The organism is Pedobacter sp. MC2016-15 (assembly GCF_026239695.1).
GTDB lineage: Bacteria > Bacteroidota > Bacteroidia > Sphingobacteriales > Sphingobacteriaceae > Pedobacter.
Genome location: NZ_JAPIVS010000002.1, coordinates 54,699 through 73,180, shown reverse-complemented (window position 1 = coordinate 73,180; position 18,482 = coordinate 54,699). Strand labels below are relative to the sequence as shown.

The window sequence follows — 18,482 nt, the reverse complement described above, 5'->3', positions numbered from 1 at the left end:
CGCTACAAAAATCATTATTAAACATAAAAATTAAAGTCATGAACGATAACTCAAAAGTATTAATTGGACTCTTAACAGGTTTAGCTGCGGGTGCGGCATTAGGATTATTGTTTGCTCCTGAAAAAGGAAGTGAAACACGTGACAGACTGAGCCAGTCGCTGAAAGACCTTGGTGAAACCATCAAAGACAGAGCGGCAGATGAAATTAACCACCTTGCCAGCCTGAAAGAAAAAGTAGTAAGCTCGGTAAAAAATAAACTGCAGGATGCAGAAGAAGAATTTGTTGACGATGTTGAGCACGCATAAGCTTTAAACAATAGAATCAATACGCTATAGATAAATACCAATGGAAGAAAAGAAAGAAAAGGATTTTCAGGATATACTTGCAGAAGCCAAGACCTACCTGGAGACCCGTGTAGAATACACAAGGCTGCTCCTCGTTAAAAGGGGCTCCAAATTAATTGCTGATTTAATTACGACAGCTATCGTAGCGATCTGCTTTACGCTGGCTTTTATTTTGGGCAGTGTTACCCTTGCGTTGTTCCTTTCTACCCTTTTTGGAAGTTATACGGCCGGTTTTGGCAGTGTGACATTGATTTATTTGATTCTGGCGGTTCTCGTTTTTATGACGAAAGATAATTTTATTGAAAAAGGAATAGTGAACTTTATCATCAGGAAGTATTTTAAAAAAATAGAGGAGGACGAGGACGATGAGCAAAAAGTATAATATCAATAATCTGCATGATCTGAATGTCAGATTAACAAGCCTCAAAGTTGATTACAAGATCCAGGAGACGATGCTGAAGGATGATGCCAGGACGTATGCATTGCAATTTACACCTGGTAACCTGATCAAAAAATATGCAACGCCTTCCGCATTTTTAAAAGCCGATGATAAATTAAACATCAGCAGCAAACTGATGTCACTGGTCTTACCTGCATTGATGAACAACACGTTATTCCGTGGTTCTGGGTTTATCACCAAAACTCTGGTTGGCCTTGCCACCAGTAAATTTGGTAAAACACTTGATGCGGAACATATCACCGGGATCTTTAATTCAGTAAAAAATATCTTTAAAAAGAAACCGAAAGTGAAAGCTCCTGCATTTGCAGATTATGGCATTCCGCCGGATAGTGAAACATATTAAATAAAAAAGGAGCCTGAAGGCTCCTTTTTCTATTATAGGCTGGTTTTAATCCTCAGCTCTTTCAATTGTTTATCGTCAATGGTTGAAGGACTGTCAATCATAACATCCCTGCCTGAATTGTTTTTAGGGAAGGCAATCACATCCCGGATTGTATCCAGACCCGCAAAGATGGAACATAACCTGTCAAATCCAAAAGCGATGCCACCATGCGGAGGAGCCCCGAATTCGAAGGCATCCATCAGGAAGCCGAATTGTTTCTGTGCTTCTTCAGGAGAGAAGCCGAGGTGTTTAAACATCAGCGCCTGCAATGTCCTGTCATGGATACGGATAGAACCGCCGCCAATCTCAGTTCCGTTAACTACCATATCATAGGCATTGGCACGTACTTCTCCGGGATGGGTATCCAGTAAAGCAATGTCTTCAGGCTTAGGAGAGGTAAAGGGGTGGTGCATCGCGTGGTAACGCTCAGACTCTTCATCCCATTCCAGCAAAGGAAAATCAAGAACCCAAAGGGCACTGAAGACGTTTTTATCACGTAGTCCCAGTCTGCTTCCCATTTCCAGACGAAGTTCGCTCAGTTGTTTGCGTACTTTATCTTTAACGCCTGCCATAATCAGCATTAAATCGCCAGGCTGTGTTTGCAATGCCTCAGCCCATGTTTTCAGGTCTTCTTCACTGTAGAACTTATCAACAGATGATTTGATAGATCCATCTTCATTGTGTCTGGCATAAATCAGCCCTGTAGCGCCGATCTGAGGACGTTTAATGAAGTCGGTAAGTTCATCTACCTGCTTGCGCGTATAATGTGCACAGCCCTTTGCATTGATCCCGATTACTAGTTCTGCATTATCGAACACCGGGAAGTTTTTTCCTTTTGTTTGTTCATTGAGTTCAACAAAACGCATGTCGAAACGGGTATCCGGTTTATCTGAACCATAAAAGCGCATGGCATCAGCATACTGCATTCTTGGAACTTCCGGCAGGTCAAAGTCTTTCACCTCCTTAAAGAGCGTCCTGATCAGTCCTTCGAAAGTATTCAGGATATCTTCCTGTTCGATGAAAGACATCTCACAGTCGATCTGGGTAAACTCAGGCTGTCTGTCTGCACGCAGATCTTCATCTCTGAAACATTTCACAATCTGGAAGTACCTGTCAAAGCCGGATACCATCAGCAGCTGTTTAAAGGTCTGCGGCGATTGCGGCAAAGCATAAAATTCGCCGGCATTCATGCGGCTTGGAACCACAAAATCTCTCGCACCTTCAGGAGTTGATTTAATCAGTACCGGAGTTTCCACTTCAATGAAGTCCAGTGCATCAAGATACCTTCTAACAGATTGCGCCATTCTGTGACGCAACACCATATTGTTTCTTACGGGATTTCTTCTCAGATCAAGGTAACGGTATTTCATACGCAGATCATCTCCACCATCAGTTTCATCCTCAATGAGGAATGGAGGGATCTTTGAAGCATTCAATATTTCGAGAGCAGTGATTTTAATTTCCACTTCTCCGGTTGGGATTTTCAGGTTTTTATTGGAACGTTCAACAACCAGTCCGCTTGCCTGAATTACAAATTCGCGGCCCAGGGTACGGGCAGCTTCGCAAAGTTCACGGTTGTCATCCATATTAAATACCAATTGGGTGATGCCATAGCGATCACGGATGTCAATAAAAGTCATTCCTCCCAAGTCTCTGGATTTCTGCACCCAACCGCACAGAATTACGTTTTCGCCTAAGTTATCTATAGTCAGCGCTCCGCAAGTTGTTGTTCTTAACATTATTCAATCGGATTAAGCCGCAAAAATATTCATTTTGAGCCATATATTTCAAAGGTTATTGATTTAGCACAGTATATTCAAAAGTTTTTTCCATCAGGTGCAACGTTTCTAAAAAGGCGGCGTCATTTATAGCGAATACGAAAACATTGGAAGCAGTATACATAGATAAGAATATAGATCTGGTTAATGGTTGCCGCAGCGGGGACCGTAAAGCACAATTTGAATTATACAAGTTGTATGAGAAAGCTATGTACAGTGCTGCCCTCAGGATTGTAAACCATGAGGCGGAAGCAGAGGATGTTTTACAGGAGGCTTTTCTGGATGCTTTTACGCGGATCGGCGATTTCAGGGGTGATACCACTTTCGGCCTGTGGCTAAAACAGATCATCATCAATAAATCCATCAACTGCCTGAGAAAAAGAAGGGCTGAGTTTGTAAGTATGGATGGGATAGAAATCGCGGAAGCAAAGACAGATGATCACGAAGAGCTCCAATGGAAGGTAGAAGAGGTGAAGGCGGCAGTAAGACGTTTGCCAGACGGATACAGGGTGGTGCTTACGTTGTATCTTTTTGAAGGATATGACCATGAAGAGATTTCGCACATCCTGAAAATCTCGGAGGTGACTTCACGTTCACAGTTAATGCGTGCAAAAATGAAACTAAAAAATATGTTAGAAAAGACAGGAGGAAGAGATGAGTTTAGAAATTGAAGACTTTATAAAGCAACATAAAAAGGAATTTGACACAGACCGTCCTTCGCTGAATATGTGGGACAGAATTGAGAAGGAGCTGGATCAGAAAAAGCCAAAAAAGAGCTTTAACATCCAGTTATGGATGAGTATTGCTGCTTCGGCAATTGTTATACTGGCACTTACTTTTTTCTATGTGTCTCCGGTGAAAAAGGCCAAATTGAGCATTGCAGATGTAAGCCCCGCCTATGCCAACAGGCAGGTGAGGTTTGCCAGTCTGATTGAAGAAAAAAGGGATAGCCTGCAGATATTCGCTGAAGTGAACCCGGAGCTGTACAAGAAGTTCAACAGGGATCTGGAAACCCTGAACCTTGCTTATGACAGCCTTCGGAAACAGCTGCCGGCAAGCCCTAACCAGAAGCTGATTGTAAAAGCCATGGTGAGAAACCTGGAGGCGCAGCTGCAGCTGGTGAGTCAGCAGTTGTCAATTATTGTTGAAGTGACGGAGTTTAAAAAGGAAAACAGAATATGAGTAAATTAATGATTTGGGGCGCCTTATTGTGTTCAGCAGCATTTGCATCCGCATCCGCACAGGAATTGCAGAGAGCCGAATTACCGGTACAGGTGGATTATGCTGTAAACACAAATGTGAACATTGACCAGCGGCTTCCCCTTACTGTGCAGGAAAATGATGATGCTGTGCGTGTAAGGACAATCAGCAAAACCTTCCCTGCAGACAGGTCGGACAAGGTAATATTGAACAACCAGTTTGGCTCAATGGTGATTAAAGTCTGGAATAAAAGGGAGGTGAAGATCGATGTAACTGTGAAAGCCTATAGCAATAATGAAAAGGAAGCCCAGGAACTGATCGACCAGGTAAATATTGATGCAGATAAAAACGGAAATATCATTTCCTGTAAGACATCCATAGACCAGAACAGTACGGGAAGATGGTTTTCTTCAAGAAATAAAAGGCGTGAAGTTAAAGTCGGATACGTCGTTTACCTTCCTGCTTCAAATGCACTCAATTTGTCGCAGCAGTATGGTACTGTCAATATTGACGATTTTTCTGGTCCGCTGGATGCCAAGGTGCAGTATGGAGATTTCATTGCCGGGACCTTGTCTGACCAGTATAATAACATCAATGTACAATATGGGAAGACGAATATAGAGGAAGTGAACAGGGCGACTATCAAACAGCAGTATGGTTCCGGATTAACTATCGGCACGGTAGGAGTGCTTAATCTGAACGCTCAATATGCAAATGTAGATATCACTACCGTGAAAGGTGATGCCGTGATCAAACAGCAGTACGGTTCCGGTTTAAAGCTAGGTTCGGTAAATAATCTTGATCTTGATGTTCAGTATGCGAATGTGAATATCACTACCGTTAAGGGAAATGCGACCATTAAACAGCAGTACAATTCCTTAACGCTTGGTTCGGTGGGCAAGCTTACGCTGCGGTCACAATATACGGGAGTGACCATTGGTGATTTGAATGGCGACGGCAGTTTTAAAGTGAGTTACAATCACTTCACGGTTGCCGACATTGGCAGCAGCTGTAAAAGGTTGACCATTGATGCCGATTATGCCAATATCAGTCTGGGTTTCGGCAGCTCTTTTGGGGGCGACTTCAACGTTCAGAAAAGCTATGGCAACTTTAAATACAACAGCAATGTAAGGGTAACCAACAGTAACGACAATGAGGAGAACAGGAGTTCCAGCAGCAAACGTTACTCGGGTAAAATCGGGAATGGCGGAAGTTCTGCGGTGCAGATAGACGCAGCATATGGTTCGGTCAGCTTTAAATAGGTAGGGGTAAAACTATATAAGGAGAAGCTTGTTGAATATTCAGCAAGCTTTTTTTATATTCGTCAGCATACACATTTACCATATGGAATTTTTTAGTACCCCGGAAGCATGGATATCACTGTTAACGTTAACCGTTCTGGAGATCGTTCTGGGGATTGATAACATTGTTTTTATTTCTATTCTTTCAGGAAAGCTGCCTGCAGACCAGCAGGAAAAAGCCAGGAAGTTAGGCTTAGGACTGGCAATGATCACAAGGGTCTTGCTGCTGCTGTCGCTCAGCTGGGTGATGAGCCTGACTTCACCTCTGTTTAATATCGGTGAATGGGTAAGTGTCGACAATAAGGAATGGCTTGATAAACTGGCTATTTCCGGACGCGATCTGATTCTGCTCTCGGGAGGTCTGTTCCTGATCTATAAAAGTACTCATGAAATTCACCTGAAGCTGGAAGGAGAAGAAGATGAAGAAGGAAATGTGAAGGTCCATTCTTTTGTGGGTGTGATTGTGCAAATCCTGCTTCTTGATGTCGTTTTCTCACTGGATTCAGTGATTACAGCTATAGGTATGGCAGAACATGTAGAAGTGATGATCGCTGCTGTAATTATTGCAGTGATCATCATGATGGTGTCTTCCAATGCCATCAGTGCCTTTGTAAACAACCACCCTACAGTAAAAATGCTGGCGCTGTCCTTTCTGTTGCTGATTGGTGTTTCCCTGTTTGCAGAGGGGCTCGACCAGCATATCCCTAAGGGCTATATCTATTTTGCCATGGCCTTCTCGATCCTGGTAGAGCTGCTCAACCTGAAGATGGGTAAAAAGAGCATAAAGAGCAGTCTGCTGAAAAACAAGGAGGGCGATAAAAAAGCCGGTGCTTAAATTCGCGATTTGTTTGAGGGAGTCAATTACTAAAAGTATTTTTGAGGCCTTTACAAATTTAAATCACAGCGAATATGATCACTTTTTTCGAAGCCTCTCTGGCGGAGCTCTCTATCCATAGAATCGGTAATAAAGCCCAGGATGAGTTCTATGTTTTATCCGAGGCTTCCATGCACATTCAGGATGAACTGCTGAAAAATCTGCTGATCCAGTATTTTCTGAGCCCCTATGAAAAGGTAAATGAGATCTTCCGCTTTACACATCCTAATGATGACCTGAAACTGAATGAAGTATATCATTTTGTGAAACAGGTTTTCGAAGATGGCGGAAAGTTCCATGAGAACAGCGTGCAGCTGGCAAAGTATCTCTATGATATTTCTAATCACCCGAAGATCAAAGCAGGGGAACTGTATGTAGCTTATTTTGAAAATGTACAGATCGAGGGCGAGCTGCATGATGCCATCGGGATCTTTAAATCAGAAACCAAAGAAACATACCTGAAGGTTTATCCGGAGCAGGCAGGCTTTAAGCTGAGCTATGAAGAAGAGGCAATCAACATCAATAAACTGGATAAGGGATGTCTTATTTTTAATACGGAAAACGAAGAAGGTTATAAGGTGGCGGTGATCGACCAGACTAACCGCAGCGCAGAGGCAGTATACTGGAAGGATGAGTTCCTGAAGCTAAAAGTGAGGAACGATAACTACAATCAGACCAGCAATGTGATGGGAGTATATAAGAATTTCGTGACCGAAAAACTGGATCAGGAATATGATATCAGCAAGGCCGATAAAATTGATCTCCTGAATAAATCCATGAAGTACTTCAAGGAGAAAGAAAGCTTTGATATGGATGAGTTTTCAAACGAGGTGATTGGAAACAAAGAAGGCATAGAATCGTTCAAAAACTATAAAAAGAGCTACGAGGAAGAGTTTGATACCCCCATTGCTGACAGCTTTGATATATCAGGTGCCGCGGTAAAAAAGCAGGCTAAAGTTTTTAAAAGTGTGCTGAAGCTGGATAAAAATTTCCATATCTATATCCATGGCAACAAAGAACTGATCGAAAAGGGATTTGATGACGATAAGTCTATGAATTACTACAAGGTATTTTTTAAAGAGGAGGAATAACCGCCTCTTTACAATACATATTCCTTGTGGATAGGTTTCACAGGCTTAGGGATATTCTCTTCATCGAGCATCTGCAGCAGGTTAATTTCGATGGTTCTGGTGATCTGGTTTAAGGGTATTGCTGCTGAATTGTTCTCAAAAGGATCTACAAGGCTCATACCGTTGATCTGGGTGGATACGTATACAAATCCTACCAGCCAGCCCAGAAAGATGGACCATAGCCCCGCAAACTGACTGATCACAAGTGTAAGTGAGATTACAAACAGCCAGATGAATACTTTGGTGAAGTAGTTATATGTTGTAGGAAAGATGGTATTCTTAATACGCTCAGACATACCCATCTCATCACAGAATTTAACGATCAGCTGGTTCATTTCTATAAAGCGGAATCCGTCTATCATTCCTTTATCACTTAAGGCCTGGAGCTCACGGGCATGAATGGTAAGGATGGCATTGGCCTTATTGGTGTGTGAGCTGATCTCCTGAAGATCCTCTTCGGTCAGGTATTTATGGTAATTTTCGTCGACGGCACTTCTGAGATTGGCTTTGAGCGCGTACAGGAAGGCAATCTGCTTATATACGAGGTTACGTTTCAGGGCTTTAAATTCGGGCTCATCCATGTCTTTGGCAGACAGATAGCTCACTACACATCTTGCCCATGATCTGGAATCATTTACCAAAGCGCCCCAGATTTTACGGGCTTCCCACCATCTGTCGTACGACTGGTTATTGTTAAAACCTATAAAAAAGGCAATAGCAGTACCCAGCACGGTAGGGATGATGGAAGGGAGTTCAAAATGATGTTTGATCAAAAACTCTCTTGCAAGGTAAGCCCCTGTGCAGGAAATGATCATAATGATATCTATCTGCCAGGTATTTCTGAGGATACGGCTAAGCCTGATGTTTTGGACAATGAGCATCTATGTGTATTTGTAATTCGTTGATGTAATTTACAATATATCTTACAAATAATTGTCTGAATTGTTTGCTTTTGCGTATTCCTGAACGTTTTAGTCCGCTAAAGTACCCTAATCAGCAAACCTTTCAGGTATTCGCCTTCAGGAAAGGAAATTCTTACCGGGTGATCTTCGGGTTGATGAAATTGTTTGATGATCTGGACTTCTTTTCCTGCATCCAGGGCTGCCCATGCGATGATCTGTTTGAATGTTTCGAGATCTACAGCTCCTGAACAGGAGTATGTAGCCATTATTCCGCCTGGCTTGAGCAGCAGCATGCCTAAACGGTTGAGGTCTTTATAGGCCCGCGCAGCCCTGTCCAGTGCTGATCTTGATGGGGCATATTTAGGGGGATCGAGTACAATGACATCGAATTTTTTATCTTCTTCCTTGAATGCCCGCAGTTGTTTGTTGACGTCAGACTGTATGCTGGTTTGGCGATCTTCAGTAAATCCGTTGAGACCAAGGTTATGTTTCAGTGTTTCTATGGCAAGTCCGGAGCTGTCTACGCTGGTCACATGTTTTGCACCGTTTTTCAAGCTGTTTAGCGTAAAACCTCCGCTGTAGCAAAAGCAGTCGAGCACCTCTTTGTCTTTTGTATATGCAGCCAGAATTTCCCTGTTGTCGCGCTGATCGCAGTAGAATCCCGATTTTTGTCCGTCTGCAATATTGATATGGTACTTGATACCGTTTTCTTTTACTTCAATAAATTCCGGTGGCATTTCTCCCCATAACAAGCCTTGTGAAAGTTCCAGGTTTTCGTGGGTACGTGCTGTTGCATCACTTTTATCAAATATCCCTGCAGGGTTCAATTCTGTTCTCAGAATATCAATGATATCTGCTTTTACATTTTCTATTCCTGCACTCAGGATCTGTAAAGAAAGAAAGCTGGCGTACTGATCTACAATTAGTCCTGGCAGGTAATCAGATTCGCTGAATACAAGACGACAGGTGTCGGTGTCTTCGTTGCTTAGCACATGGGCCCTGGCGGCGATGGACTGCACTAATTTGCTGTGATACCAATCTTTATTGATGGCCTTATCTTCATCCCATTCCAGCATTCTTACGGCCACCCTTGATTCATTGTTGTAATAACCATAGGCCAGGAAAGATTTATCCGCTGCAAAAACTTTTACAACTTCGCCATTCAGAGGAGCGCCTTTTACTTTATCTATTGCTCCCGAGAATATCCATGGGTGTCTTTGTAGTGCGGCTTTCTCTTTGCCCTTTTTTAGTATTACATCAATCATGCTGCAAAGGTAGTAAAAAGCAATAGGCTATGAAGCGCATTTTATATGCCGAAGATTTGTAATTTTATCAGATTTTGAATAATATCAATATGGAAACAATCAGCTGGGGCGATTTTGAAAAGGTAGAGCTTAGAGCAGGTACGATACTGGAGGTGCTGGATTTTCCGGAGGCCAGGAAACCCGCATATAAAGTTAAGGTAGATTTTGGGGATTATGGTGTAAGGATCAGCAGTGCGCAGATTACTGCGCTTTATACCAAAGAGGCACTTGTAGGGCAGCAAATTGTAGGAGTTACCAACTTTCCGAAAAAGCAGATCGGTAAGTTTATGTCTGAATTTTTAGTGACAGGCTTTGCGGATGAAAATGGTGATATTGTGCTCACAACGCTGAATGGCAAAGTGCCAAACGGCAGTAAAATGATGTAAATGACGTACTATAATTTTTCTGAGGTAAAGGATCAGGATAAAGAAGATGAACACTACATGCTCTTGGCATTGCATGAAGCGCAGAAAGCCTTTGATACTGAGGAGATCCCTATCGGGGCGGTAATAGTTTGTAAAAACAGGATTGTTGGGCGGGGACATAACCTGACCGAACAGCTCAATGATGTGACGGCCCATGCAGAAATGCAGGCCTTTACTGCAGCCAGTCAGACGCTGGGAGGAAAATATCTGAAGGATTGTACACTGTACGTGACAGTAGAGCCCTGTGTGATGTGTGCCGGTGCAGCTTACTGGACGCAGATAGGAAGGATAGTTTATGGTGCCACGGAACCTAAAAGGGGATTTACAACCAAAGGCAATAACTTACTCCATCCCAAAACATTACTTAAAGGTGGCGTGCTGGCTGCTGACTGCGGACAGCTGATGACGCGTTTTTTTGCAACGAAGAGGGCTTAATTTGACAAACTATTGAACAAAACTACCCCTCGAATGTTATCTTTGTTGAAGAATAAATTTTAAACTTAAAAACATAATAATATGGCTTTTGAACTACCTGCGTTACCTTACGCAACAGATGCACTAGAACCGCATATCGATAAAACAACCATGGAAATTCACCATGGCAAACATCACCAGGCTTATGTTACTAATTTAAACAAAGCTCTGGAAGGTAAACCTGAAGCAACTCATAGTATTGAGGATATCGTTAAAAACATTTCTAAATTTCCTGCAGCAGTAAGAAATAATGGCGGTGGTCATTATAACCACTCTTTATTCTGGGAAGTTTTAGGACACAATAAAGGTGGTGAGCCTACAGGTGAACTGGCAGAAGCTATTAAGTCTGCTTTCGGTTCATTTGCAGATTTCAAAACTAAATTTGCTGATGCTGGTGCTACACGTTTTGGTTCAGGATGGGCATGGTTAAGCGTTGGTGCTGATCATAAACTGGTAGTTTCTTCTACTCCTAATCAGGACAACCCATTAATGGACGTGGCTGAAGTTAAAGGTACGCCAATCCTGGGTATGGATGTTTGGGAACATGCTTACTATTTAAAATATCAGAATAAACGTCCTGATTATATTGCAGCATTCTGGAATGTTGTAAACTGGGATGCAGTAGCTGAGCGCTTCAAAAAAGCTCAGGGATAATATCAAAAAAGGTGATACATTGTATCACCTTTTTTTGCTTAAATGCCTACTACATCCTTCTTTTTTTTCTGCTTCATCGCCTTTGGTATCACTGCCAGCACCTCTTCCCTGAAGGCATTCAGCATCCTTTTCTTGATATAATTTTTATGCGTCACCAGACTGATCTCACGCACGGGCTCGGGTGATTTAAAATTACGCACCTTACTTAACTGCTTTGCTGTGAGGTCTACCAGTGCCAGTTCCGGCAGCAGGGTAGCGCCGTTATTCATGTCCACCATACGGATCAGTGTTTCTACACTTCCGGTGTTATAAGTGAGTCCCTGAAGTCGGCTGTCTTTGGTGGACCTGCATATGTTGAGCACCTGTGAGCGCATGCAATGTCCTTCATTTAACAGCCAGATATTTTCATCTTCGAGGTCGTTGGCATCAATGTTCTTTTTCTTGAAAAGCTTGCTGTTCTTACTGATGTAGGTGACGAAGTTTTCGTAGTACATGGGAATTTCTGCAATAGCGCTGTCGGCCAGCGGAGTGGCCAGAATGCCACAGTCGAGCACCCCTGTTTTGAGGTGATGGATAATATCTTCGGTGGTATACTCCCAGATCAGCAGTTTGAGATCAGGGTATTTTTCCATCATGGAAGCAATGACCTGTGGCAGGAGATATGGGGCAACGGTGGGGATAATCCCAACTTTGAGCTCACCAACGATGTCCTGCTGCTGGCTGCTGATGATTTCTTTGATTTTCTGGCTTTCCTGCAGAATCAGACGTGCCTGTTCAATGATTTGGGACCCGATTTCGGTAGGTATTACCGGCTGTTTGCTTCTGTCAAAGATCTTGACATTTAACATTTCCTCCAGCTTTTGGATCTGCATGCTCAGGGTAGGCTGTGTGACAAAACATTTATCGGCGGCGCCAACAAAGCTTCTGTAGGTGTCTACAGCTACAATATATTCCAGTTGTACTAAAGTCATATAGCTAAAGTTTATTCTCTTTTACAAAGATATAAACTTTAGCTATCGATGATTTGTTTTTCTATACGTATTTGGCCAGGAAATCGTGGTAGGCCAGTTTGATACCTTCTTCAAGCTCTATCTGGTGTTTCCAGCCTAATGAATGCAGTTTGGATACATCCATCAGCTTGCGTGGGGTGCCATCCGGCTTAGTACTGTCAAAATTAAGTTCACCTTCATAACCCACTACTTTTTTAATCAGCAGGGCAAGATCCTTAATGGTAAGGTCGACACCAGTACCGATATTGATCAGGTTTGGCTCATTGTAGCTTTCCATCAGGAAATAACAAGCATCTGCCAGGTCGTCTGCAAACAGAAACTCACGCATGGGTGATCCTGATCCCCACACAATCACTTCAGCTGAGCCGTTTACCTTAGCTTCATGGAACTTGCGGATCAATGCCGGAAGAACGTGAGAGTTTTGAGGGTGGTAATTATCGTTATAACCATAAAGGTTAGTAGGCATTACAGAGATGTAGTTGGCGCCATACTGGGCACGGTAAGCATCGCACATTTTAATTCCGGCGATCTTAGCGATAGCATAAGGCTCATTGGTTTCTTCAAGCAGGCCTGTTAACAGGTAATCTTCCTTTAAAGGCTGTGGCGCTAATTTTGGATAAATACAGCTGGAACCCAGGAACATTAATTTTTTCACCTCATTTTTGTAAGCCTGATGGATCACATTGTTTTGAATAGCAAGGTTTTCATACAGGAAGTCTGCCCTGTAAGTGTTGTTTGCCACAATACCCCCAACTTTTGCTGCGGCCAGGAAAACATAGTCGGGTTTTTCTGATTCAAAAAAGTCAGTAACCGCCTGCTGATCACGCAAATCAAGCTCTGCGGAAGTTTTGGTGACGATGTTTGAATACCCTTCTTTAACTAATTTGCGGTGAATGGCTGATCCGACCATACCGCGATGTCCTGCGATGTAAATTTTTGCGCTCTTTTCCAAGGTGTTTTTTTTAAAGGTGTCTACAGATTATGTCGTAAATATAATTATTTTTATCTGTTACATTATATAGCCTTCAACGTTTTTGAGATACGAACCTGTATAACTAAGAGCAGATTAAATCGTAGTTTTGCAAAAAAAAATAACAGTGGGTAAAGATAAGTTAAGGAAATTTGCCGAGATCGATACCTTCCATAATGTCTATCAGATGGAAGAAGGTAAAGATTTGCAGGGCAGGTGGGCATCAGAACATTTTAAAAATAACAATCCAATCGTTCTTGAGCTGGCTTGTGGTAAAGGAGAATATGCAGTGAATATGGCTAAATTCTTCCCTGAGAAAAACTTCATTGGCATAGATCTGAAAGGTAACCGTATCTGGAGAGGTGCCAGAACAGGTGTTGACGAGAACATTACTAACCTTGCCTTTCTCAGAATTCAGATTGAAGATATCGTTGAATATTTTGGAAAAGATGAGGTGGATGAAATATGGATTACCTTCCCCGATCCGCAACCACAGGACAGCAGGGAGAAGAAACGTCTTACTTTCCCGGGCTTCCTGAACAAGTACAAAAACTTTTTAAAGCCGGGAGGTAAAATCAACCTCAAAACTGACAATGACGGTCTGTATGCCTATACTGTTGAGGTGGTGGGTCAGGAAAAACTAATTTGCCACAAAAGCACGTCTGAGCTGTACCAGTCGGAGTTTTACGATGAGGTGCTGAAGATCAAAACTCATTACGAACGTATTTATTTGAAACAAGATAAGAATATCAACTATATACAATTCTCTTTTGAATAATGGAACAGTCCTTTTATGAGCAGGTGTATGAAATCGTAAAACTCATCCCCAAAGGAAGGGTAACCTCATATGTTGCCATTGCCAGAAGCCTTGGTGCGGCAAAGTCCTCAAGGATGGTGGGTTATGCCATGAACAATGCTCATGGGATGCATCCTCCGGTGCCGGCGCACCGGGTGGTAAATGCCAAAGGACTGCTCACGGGCCGCTTTCATTTTTCTCCACCCGAACTCATGGAGCAGCTGCTGCAAAATGAAGGGGTAGAAGTGGCGGATGGTCAGGTAAAAAACTTCAGGAAATATTTCTGGGACCCTGCAGAGGAAATTTAATCAGCGTAGTTATGGAACCAATACGATGTGGATGGTGCGGAAATGATCCGCTGTATATCAAATATCATGATGAAGAATGGGGTAAGTCTGTTCGTGATGACCATGTTTTATTTGAGTTCCTGATTCTTGAAGGTGCCCAGGCGGGGTTAAGCTGGATTACTATTCTGCGCAGGCGCGAAGGTTACAGAAAAGCTTTTGCGGAGTTTGATGTACAGAAAGTAGCATCCTTCACTGAGGATGACGCTGAGCGGCTGATGAATGATACCGGGATTATCAGGAACAGGCTCAAAATCAATGCCGCCATCAGCAATGCAAAATTATTTATCGCGGTACAAAAAGAGTTTGGCTCCTTCGCAGATTATCTCTGGGGATTTATGCCGGGCAGCGAACCGCTCAACAATACAATAAATTCCCTGGCAGATGTTCCGGCGCGGACAGCCATATCTGATGCGATCAGTAAGGATATGAAGAAGAGGGGTTTTAAATTCTTCGGCACCACAATTTGCTATGCACATATGCAGGCAACGGGAATGGTGAATGATCATATTGATGGCTGTATAGCAAAATAGGGATGGTCAACATTTTCTTGCTCTTCCTGTGGTACAGCAAGTGGCCCTGGTTGCATTCGGTTCCGGGTAAGTTGAAAAACCCTTTGCTCATCCTGGCAAAGCTGACGGTGATCTGCCTCTTTGTAGGGTTCATGGGGGGATATTTTTCACATTTGCTGATTCAGATGAAGCTGATTCCTGATCCCGGACCGAGTATCCTGGATCACAATGATATGTCGCAATTCCAATTCTTTATAGGGGCTGTGTTGGTGGCCCCTGTGCTCGAAGAGCTGGTATTCAGGGCGCAGCTGACACGATTTTCGGGCATGCTGGTGTTCATCTCACTGATCTTCGGTCTATTGCTTGCTGCGCTTGTAAAAACCTACTGGGGCTTCCTGATCAGTCCGCTGATTTTCGGGATCCTCTTCCTGATCTACCGTTTTACGGTTGCCGGCAGTGTGGCCAGAAAGTTTAACCTGTGGCAGCGTCTCTTTCCCTGGCATTTTCATCTTACAGCCCTTTGTTTTGCGCTGGTTCATCTGGCAAACTACGAAAGGGGAATTGCCCTGTTGCCCTATGGCTTGCTCTATACGCTGCCGCAGCTGGCAATAGGCCTGATGCTGGGTTTTACCAGGATGTTTTATGGACTGAAATATGCCATCGCCCTGCATTCGCTTTACAATTTATTCTTCGTGATTGTTGTATTCATGAAGCAGTAAAGATCCCTGCTGATTAGGTTTCGTAAATTGCAGGTGTTAACTTTGAGGGGCAATCATTAAAATAAACAATCAATGAAGAAACTTTTCCTGCTTGATGGTATGGCGCTAATTTACAGGGCGCATTTTGCATTAAGTAAAACTCCGAGATTTACGTCTACCGGTATAAATACCTCGGCCGTAATGGGTTTTGCCAATACCTTAATGGAAGTCCTGAGAAAGGAAAAACCAAGTCATATTGCTGTAGTTTTCGATACGGAAGCACCTACAGAAAGACATACAGATTTTGTGGCCTACAAAGCTCATCGCCAGGCCATGCCGGAAGACCTGGCATCGGCGCTGCCTTACATTTTTAAACTCATCGAAGGATTTAATATTCCGGTGATCACTAAGGATGGTTATGAGGCTGATGATATCATTGGTACGCTGGCTAAAGAAGCGGAGAAAGATGGCTTCAAGGTTTTCTGCATGACACCTGATAAAGATTTTGCACAGCTGGTTTCGGAGAATATCTTCATCTATAAACCTGCCCGCATGGGTAATGAAATGGAGATCATGGGTGTTCCGCAGGTACTGGCGAAATGGGAGATTGAGAATGTTCTGCAGGTGATTGATATCCTGGGTCTCTGGGGGGATGCGGTAGATAATATACCAGGTATTCCCGGCATTGGGGAGAAAACGGCAAAATCACTGATCAAACAGTACGGTTCTATGGAGAATATCATTGCAAATTCTCATGAGCTGAAAGGCAAGCAGCGTGAAAACGTGGAGAACTTTGCTGAGCAGGGACTGATTTCCAAAAAGCTGGCTACGATTATACTGGATGTTCCTGTTGATTTTGATGAGCTTTCTCTAAGACTGGAAGAGCCAAGCAAGGAGTTGCTGGAGCCTCTGTTTGCGGAACTGGAATTCAGAACATTGGGTCGCCGGGTATTTGGCGATGGCTTCAATATCGGGGATGCAAAAGGGACTGGCTCGCAGCAGACAGACTTGTTTGGAAATACCGCAGAGCAGCCGCAGATAAAGAAGTTTGAGCAGCTTCCCAATTTATTTGAACAACCTGCAGCAGGACGCACGATCGCGGATACCAATCCCGATTACCAGCTGATCGATACGCCTGAGAAACGGAAGGAGCTGATTACGCTCTTACTGCAGCAGGCAGATATATCATTTGATACTGAAACCACGGGCACCGATGCCAATACGGCTGAGCTGGTGGGTTTATCCTTTTGTATAGAAGTGGGAAAAGGCTGGTATATTCCGGTTCCTGCAGATCAGCAGGAAGCACAGGCAATAGTAGACGAATTTAGAGCGGTATTGGAAAATGAGAACATCGCCAAGACCGGGCAGAATATTAAATATGATATCCTGGTACTGAAATGGTATAATGTGGAGATCAAAGGCAGGTTGTTTGATACAATGCTGGCACATTACCTGATTGATCCTGATACGCGCCATAATATGGATGTGTTATCCGAGAATTATCTGGGGTATACACCGATTTCCATCACTTCTCTGATTGGTCCTAAGGGTAAAAATCAGGGTACAATGAGAGATGTTCCGGTGGAAAAAGTGGTGGATTATGCAGCAGAAGATGCTGATGTAACGCTGCAGCTGGCAAATGTCTTTAAACCGATTCTTAAAGATCTCAATGCAGAAGAGCTGCTGGCCAACATAGAAAATCCGCTGGTGTATGTGCTGGCAGATATGGAAAAAGAGGGAGTGAGGATTGATATGCCAACGCTGATCAGTTACTCTGCTGAGCTGGAAACTGATATCCGCCGTTTTGAACAAAGTGTTTACGACAAAGCAGGTGTGGTATTTAATCTGGCATCGCCGAAGCAACTGGGAGAGGTCCTTTTTGATAAGCTACAGCTTGATCCCAAGGCCAAGAAAACAAAAACGGGTCAGTATCAGACGGGCGAAGATGTCTTGTCTGCCCTGGCACATAAGAGTGATATTGTGAAAGATATCCTTGATTTCCGCCAGTTGCAGAAGCTGAAGTCTACATATGTCGACGCTCTGCCTCAGCTGGTGAACCCAAAAACAGGACGTGTCCACACCAGTTATAACCAGGCTGTAGCAGCAACCGGCAGGCTGAGTTCCAACAACCCGAACCTGCAGAATATTCCTATCCGCACAGAACGCGGGAGAGAAGTGCGCAAGGCATTTATCCCTAGGGATGAAAATCACGTGCTGCTCTCGGCAGATTACTCGCAGATAGAGCTGCGGATTATAGCCGATATCAGTAAGGAAGAGAATATGTTATTTGCTTTTAATAACGGAATAGACATTCATACGGCTACAGCTGCGAAGGTCTATGGTGTCGGTATTGAAGAGGTGAGTTCAACACAGCGGAGAAATGCCAAGGCAGTGAACTTTGGGATTATCTACGGACAGTCGGCATTTGGTTTGTCGCAGAACCTGGGGATTCCGAGAAAAGAAGCCGCAGAAATGATCGAGCAGTACTTTGCACAGTATCCGGGTATCAAAAGATACATGACGGATACCATGAACTTTGCGCGAGAGAACGGATTTGTGAAGACCATGATGGGTAGAAGAAGATACCTTAGGGATATCAATTCAGCCAACCAGACGGTTCGTGGCTTTGCGGAACGAAATGCGATTAATGCACCTATACAGGGTTCCGCTGCGGATATGATTAAAATTGCGATGATTAATATCCACCAGGATATCAAAGATCAGAAGCTACAGTCTAAGATGACGATGCAGGTGCATGATGAGCTGGTGTTTGATGTGTTGAAAACAGAGGTGGAAGCGATGAAGAAAATCATCAGTCACCGGATGAAGACAGCTATTGAAACAACAGTGCCGATTGAGATTGAGATCGGTGAGGGCGATACCTGGCTGGCAGCGCATTAGGTTGGTTTATTCTTTAAAAAAAG

At 43.4% G+C, this 18,482-nt stretch carries 21 protein-coding genes; 16 read left to right on the top strand and 5 right to left on the bottom strand.

Going from position 1 to position 18,482, the window contains the following annotated elements; genetic code table 11:
• Positions 1 to 38 precede the first annotated feature (38 nt).
• Genes OQY15_RS05040 through OQY15_RS05030 form a run of 3 tightly spaced genes read left to right on the top strand, consistent with a single transcriptional unit; the run spans position 39 to position 1,147 of the window.
• Positions 39 to 305 (top strand): YtxH domain-containing protein, encoded by a 267-nt coding sequence (locus OQY15_RS05040; protein ID WP_265788516.1) that lies wholly within the window; start codon positions 39 to 41, stop codon positions 303 to 305.
• Between the two features lie 40 nt (positions 306 to 345).
• Positions 346 to 726, top strand: a complete 381-nt coding sequence (locus tag OQY15_RS05035; protein ID WP_265788514.1) for a phage holin family protein — start codon at positions 346 to 348, stop codon at positions 724 to 726.
• Entirely contained in the window at positions 710 to 1,147 is a 438-nt protein-coding gene (locus tag OQY15_RS05030) for a hypothetical protein (RefSeq protein ID WP_265788512.1), read from the top strand. Before OQY15_RS05035 ends, OQY15_RS05030 begins: the two co-directional genes overlap by 17 nt.
• Positions 1,148 to 1,179: 32 nt before the next feature.
• On the opposite strand, the gene aspS is transcribed toward OQY15_RS05030, so the two are convergent.
• On the bottom strand, positions 1,180 to 2,925 hold the full coding sequence (gene aspS / locus OQY15_RS05025; RefSeq protein WP_265788510.1) for an aspartate--tRNA ligase: 1,746 nt from the start codon (positions 2,923 to 2,925) through the stop codon (positions 1,180 to 1,182).
• A gap of 146 nt (positions 2,926 to 3,071) precedes the next feature.
• On the opposite strand from aspS, the gene OQY15_RS05020 reads away from it, so the two are divergent.
• The 5 genes from OQY15_RS05020 to OQY15_RS05000 all read left to right on the top strand — a co-directional run bounded on the left by OQY15_RS05020 (position 3,072) and on the right by OQY15_RS05000 (position 7,430).
• Positions 3,072 to 3,635 carry a sigma-70 family RNA polymerase sigma factor gene (locus OQY15_RS05020; RefSeq protein ID WP_265788508.1) on the top strand — a complete coding sequence of 188 codons (564 nt, stop codon included), beginning with the start codon at positions 3,072 to 3,074 and terminating at the stop codon, positions 3,633 to 3,635.
• Entirely contained in the window at positions 3,619 to 4,146 is a 528-nt protein-coding gene (locus OQY15_RS05015) for a hypothetical protein (RefSeq protein ID WP_265788506.1), read from the top strand. Before OQY15_RS05020 ends, OQY15_RS05015 begins: the two co-directional genes overlap by 17 nt.
• Positions 4,143 to 5,426, top strand: a complete 1,284-nt coding sequence (locus tag OQY15_RS05010) for a hypothetical protein (protein ID WP_265788504.1) — start codon at positions 4,143 to 4,145, stop codon at positions 5,424 to 5,426. Before OQY15_RS05015 ends, OQY15_RS05010 begins: the two co-directional genes overlap by 4 nt.
• Positions 5,427 to 5,508: 82 nt before the next feature.
• The gene (locus OQY15_RS05005) at positions 5,509 to 6,300 is read left to right on the top strand and encodes a TerC family protein (RefSeq protein WP_265788501.1); all 792 of its coding nucleotides are present in this window, start codon (positions 5,509 to 5,511) and stop codon (positions 6,298 to 6,300) included.
• A 74-nt stretch (positions 6,301 to 6,374) separates the two neighbouring features.
• A complete protein-coding gene (locus tag OQY15_RS05000) occupies positions 6,375 to 7,430 on the top strand; it encodes a nucleoid-associated protein (protein WP_265788499.1) in 1,056 nt (351 codons plus the stop codon).
• 8 nt (positions 7,431 to 7,438) lie between these two features.
• Here the strand turns inward: OQY15_RS05000 and OQY15_RS04995 are convergent, their stop codons facing one another.
• Positions 7,439 to 8,350, bottom strand: a complete 912-nt coding sequence (locus tag OQY15_RS04995; RefSeq protein WP_265788497.1) for a bestrophin family ion channel — start codon at positions 8,348 to 8,350, stop codon at positions 7,439 to 7,441.
• Between the two features lie 98 nt (positions 8,351 to 8,448).
• Positions 8,449 to 9,636, bottom strand: coding sequence for a class I SAM-dependent rRNA methyltransferase (locus tag OQY15_RS04990; protein ID WP_265788495.1), 1,188 nt, complete (start codon positions 9,634 to 9,636; stop codon positions 8,449 to 8,451).
• Between the two features lie 89 nt (positions 9,637 to 9,725).
• Here OQY15_RS04990 and OQY15_RS04985 point away from each other — a divergent pair, with 89 nt between their 5' ends.
• The 3 genes from OQY15_RS04985 to OQY15_RS04975 all read left to right on the top strand — a co-directional run bounded on the left by OQY15_RS04985 (position 9,726) and on the right by OQY15_RS04975 (position 11,228).
• Positions 9,726 to 10,061, top strand: coding sequence for a tRNA-binding protein (locus tag OQY15_RS04985; protein ID WP_265788493.1), 336 nt, complete (start codon positions 9,726 to 9,728; stop codon positions 10,059 to 10,061).
• Complete coding sequence (locus OQY15_RS04980; protein WP_265788491.1) at positions 10,062 to 10,535, top strand: nucleoside deaminase; 474 nt, start codon at positions 10,062 to 10,064, stop codon at positions 10,533 to 10,535.
• An 81-nt stretch (positions 10,536 to 10,616) separates the two neighbouring features.
• Positions 10,617 to 11,228 (top strand): superoxide dismutase, encoded by a 612-nt coding sequence (locus OQY15_RS04975; RefSeq protein ID WP_265788489.1) that lies wholly within the window; start codon positions 10,617 to 10,619, stop codon positions 11,226 to 11,228.
• A gap of 38 nt (positions 11,229 to 11,266) precedes the next feature.
• On the opposite strand, the gene OQY15_RS04970 is transcribed toward OQY15_RS04975, so the two are convergent.
• Both OQY15_RS04970 and OQY15_RS04965 read right to left on the bottom strand, forming a co-directional pair.
• Positions 11,267 to 12,199 carry a hydrogen peroxide-inducible genes activator gene (locus tag OQY15_RS04970; protein ID WP_265788488.1) on the bottom strand — a complete coding sequence of 311 codons (933 nt, stop codon included), beginning with the start codon at positions 12,197 to 12,199 and terminating at the stop codon, positions 11,267 to 11,269.
• A gap of 61 nt (positions 12,200 to 12,260) precedes the next feature.
• Complete coding sequence (locus tag OQY15_RS04965; protein ID WP_265788486.1) at positions 12,261 to 13,190, bottom strand: GDP-L-fucose synthase; 930 nt, start codon at positions 13,188 to 13,190, stop codon at positions 12,261 to 12,263.
• Between the two features lie 145 nt (positions 13,191 to 13,335).
• On the opposite strand from OQY15_RS04965, the gene trmB reads away from it, so the two are divergent.
• The 5 genes from trmB to polA all read left to right on the top strand — a co-directional run bounded on the left by trmB (position 13,336) and on the right by polA (position 18,459).
• Positions 13,336 to 13,986 (top strand): tRNA (guanosine(46)-N7)-methyltransferase TrmB, encoded by a 651-nt coding sequence (gene trmB, locus OQY15_RS04960; RefSeq protein WP_265790430.1) that lies wholly within the window; start codon positions 13,336 to 13,338, stop codon positions 13,984 to 13,986.
• Positions 13,986 to 14,312, top strand: a complete 327-nt coding sequence (locus OQY15_RS04955; protein ID WP_265788484.1) for an MGMT family protein — start codon at positions 13,986 to 13,988, stop codon at positions 14,310 to 14,312. Before trmB ends, OQY15_RS04955 begins: the two co-directional genes overlap by 1 nt.
• 11 nt (positions 14,313 to 14,323) lie before the next feature.
• Complete coding sequence (locus OQY15_RS04950) at positions 14,324 to 14,881, top strand: DNA-3-methyladenine glycosylase I (protein ID WP_265788481.1); 558 nt, start codon at positions 14,324 to 14,326, stop codon at positions 14,879 to 14,881.
• 2 nt (positions 14,882 to 14,883) lie between these two features.
• Complete coding sequence (locus tag OQY15_RS04945; RefSeq protein WP_265788479.1) at positions 14,884 to 15,579, top strand: CPBP family glutamic-type intramembrane protease; 696 nt, start codon at positions 14,884 to 14,886, stop codon at positions 15,577 to 15,579.
• 72 nt (positions 15,580 to 15,651) lie between these two features.
• On the top strand, positions 15,652 to 18,459 hold the full coding sequence (gene polA / locus OQY15_RS04940) for a DNA polymerase I (protein ID WP_265788476.1): 2,808 nt from the start codon (positions 15,652 to 15,654) through the stop codon (positions 18,457 to 18,459).
• The last annotated feature ends 23 nt before the right edge of the window (positions 18,460 to 18,482 follow it).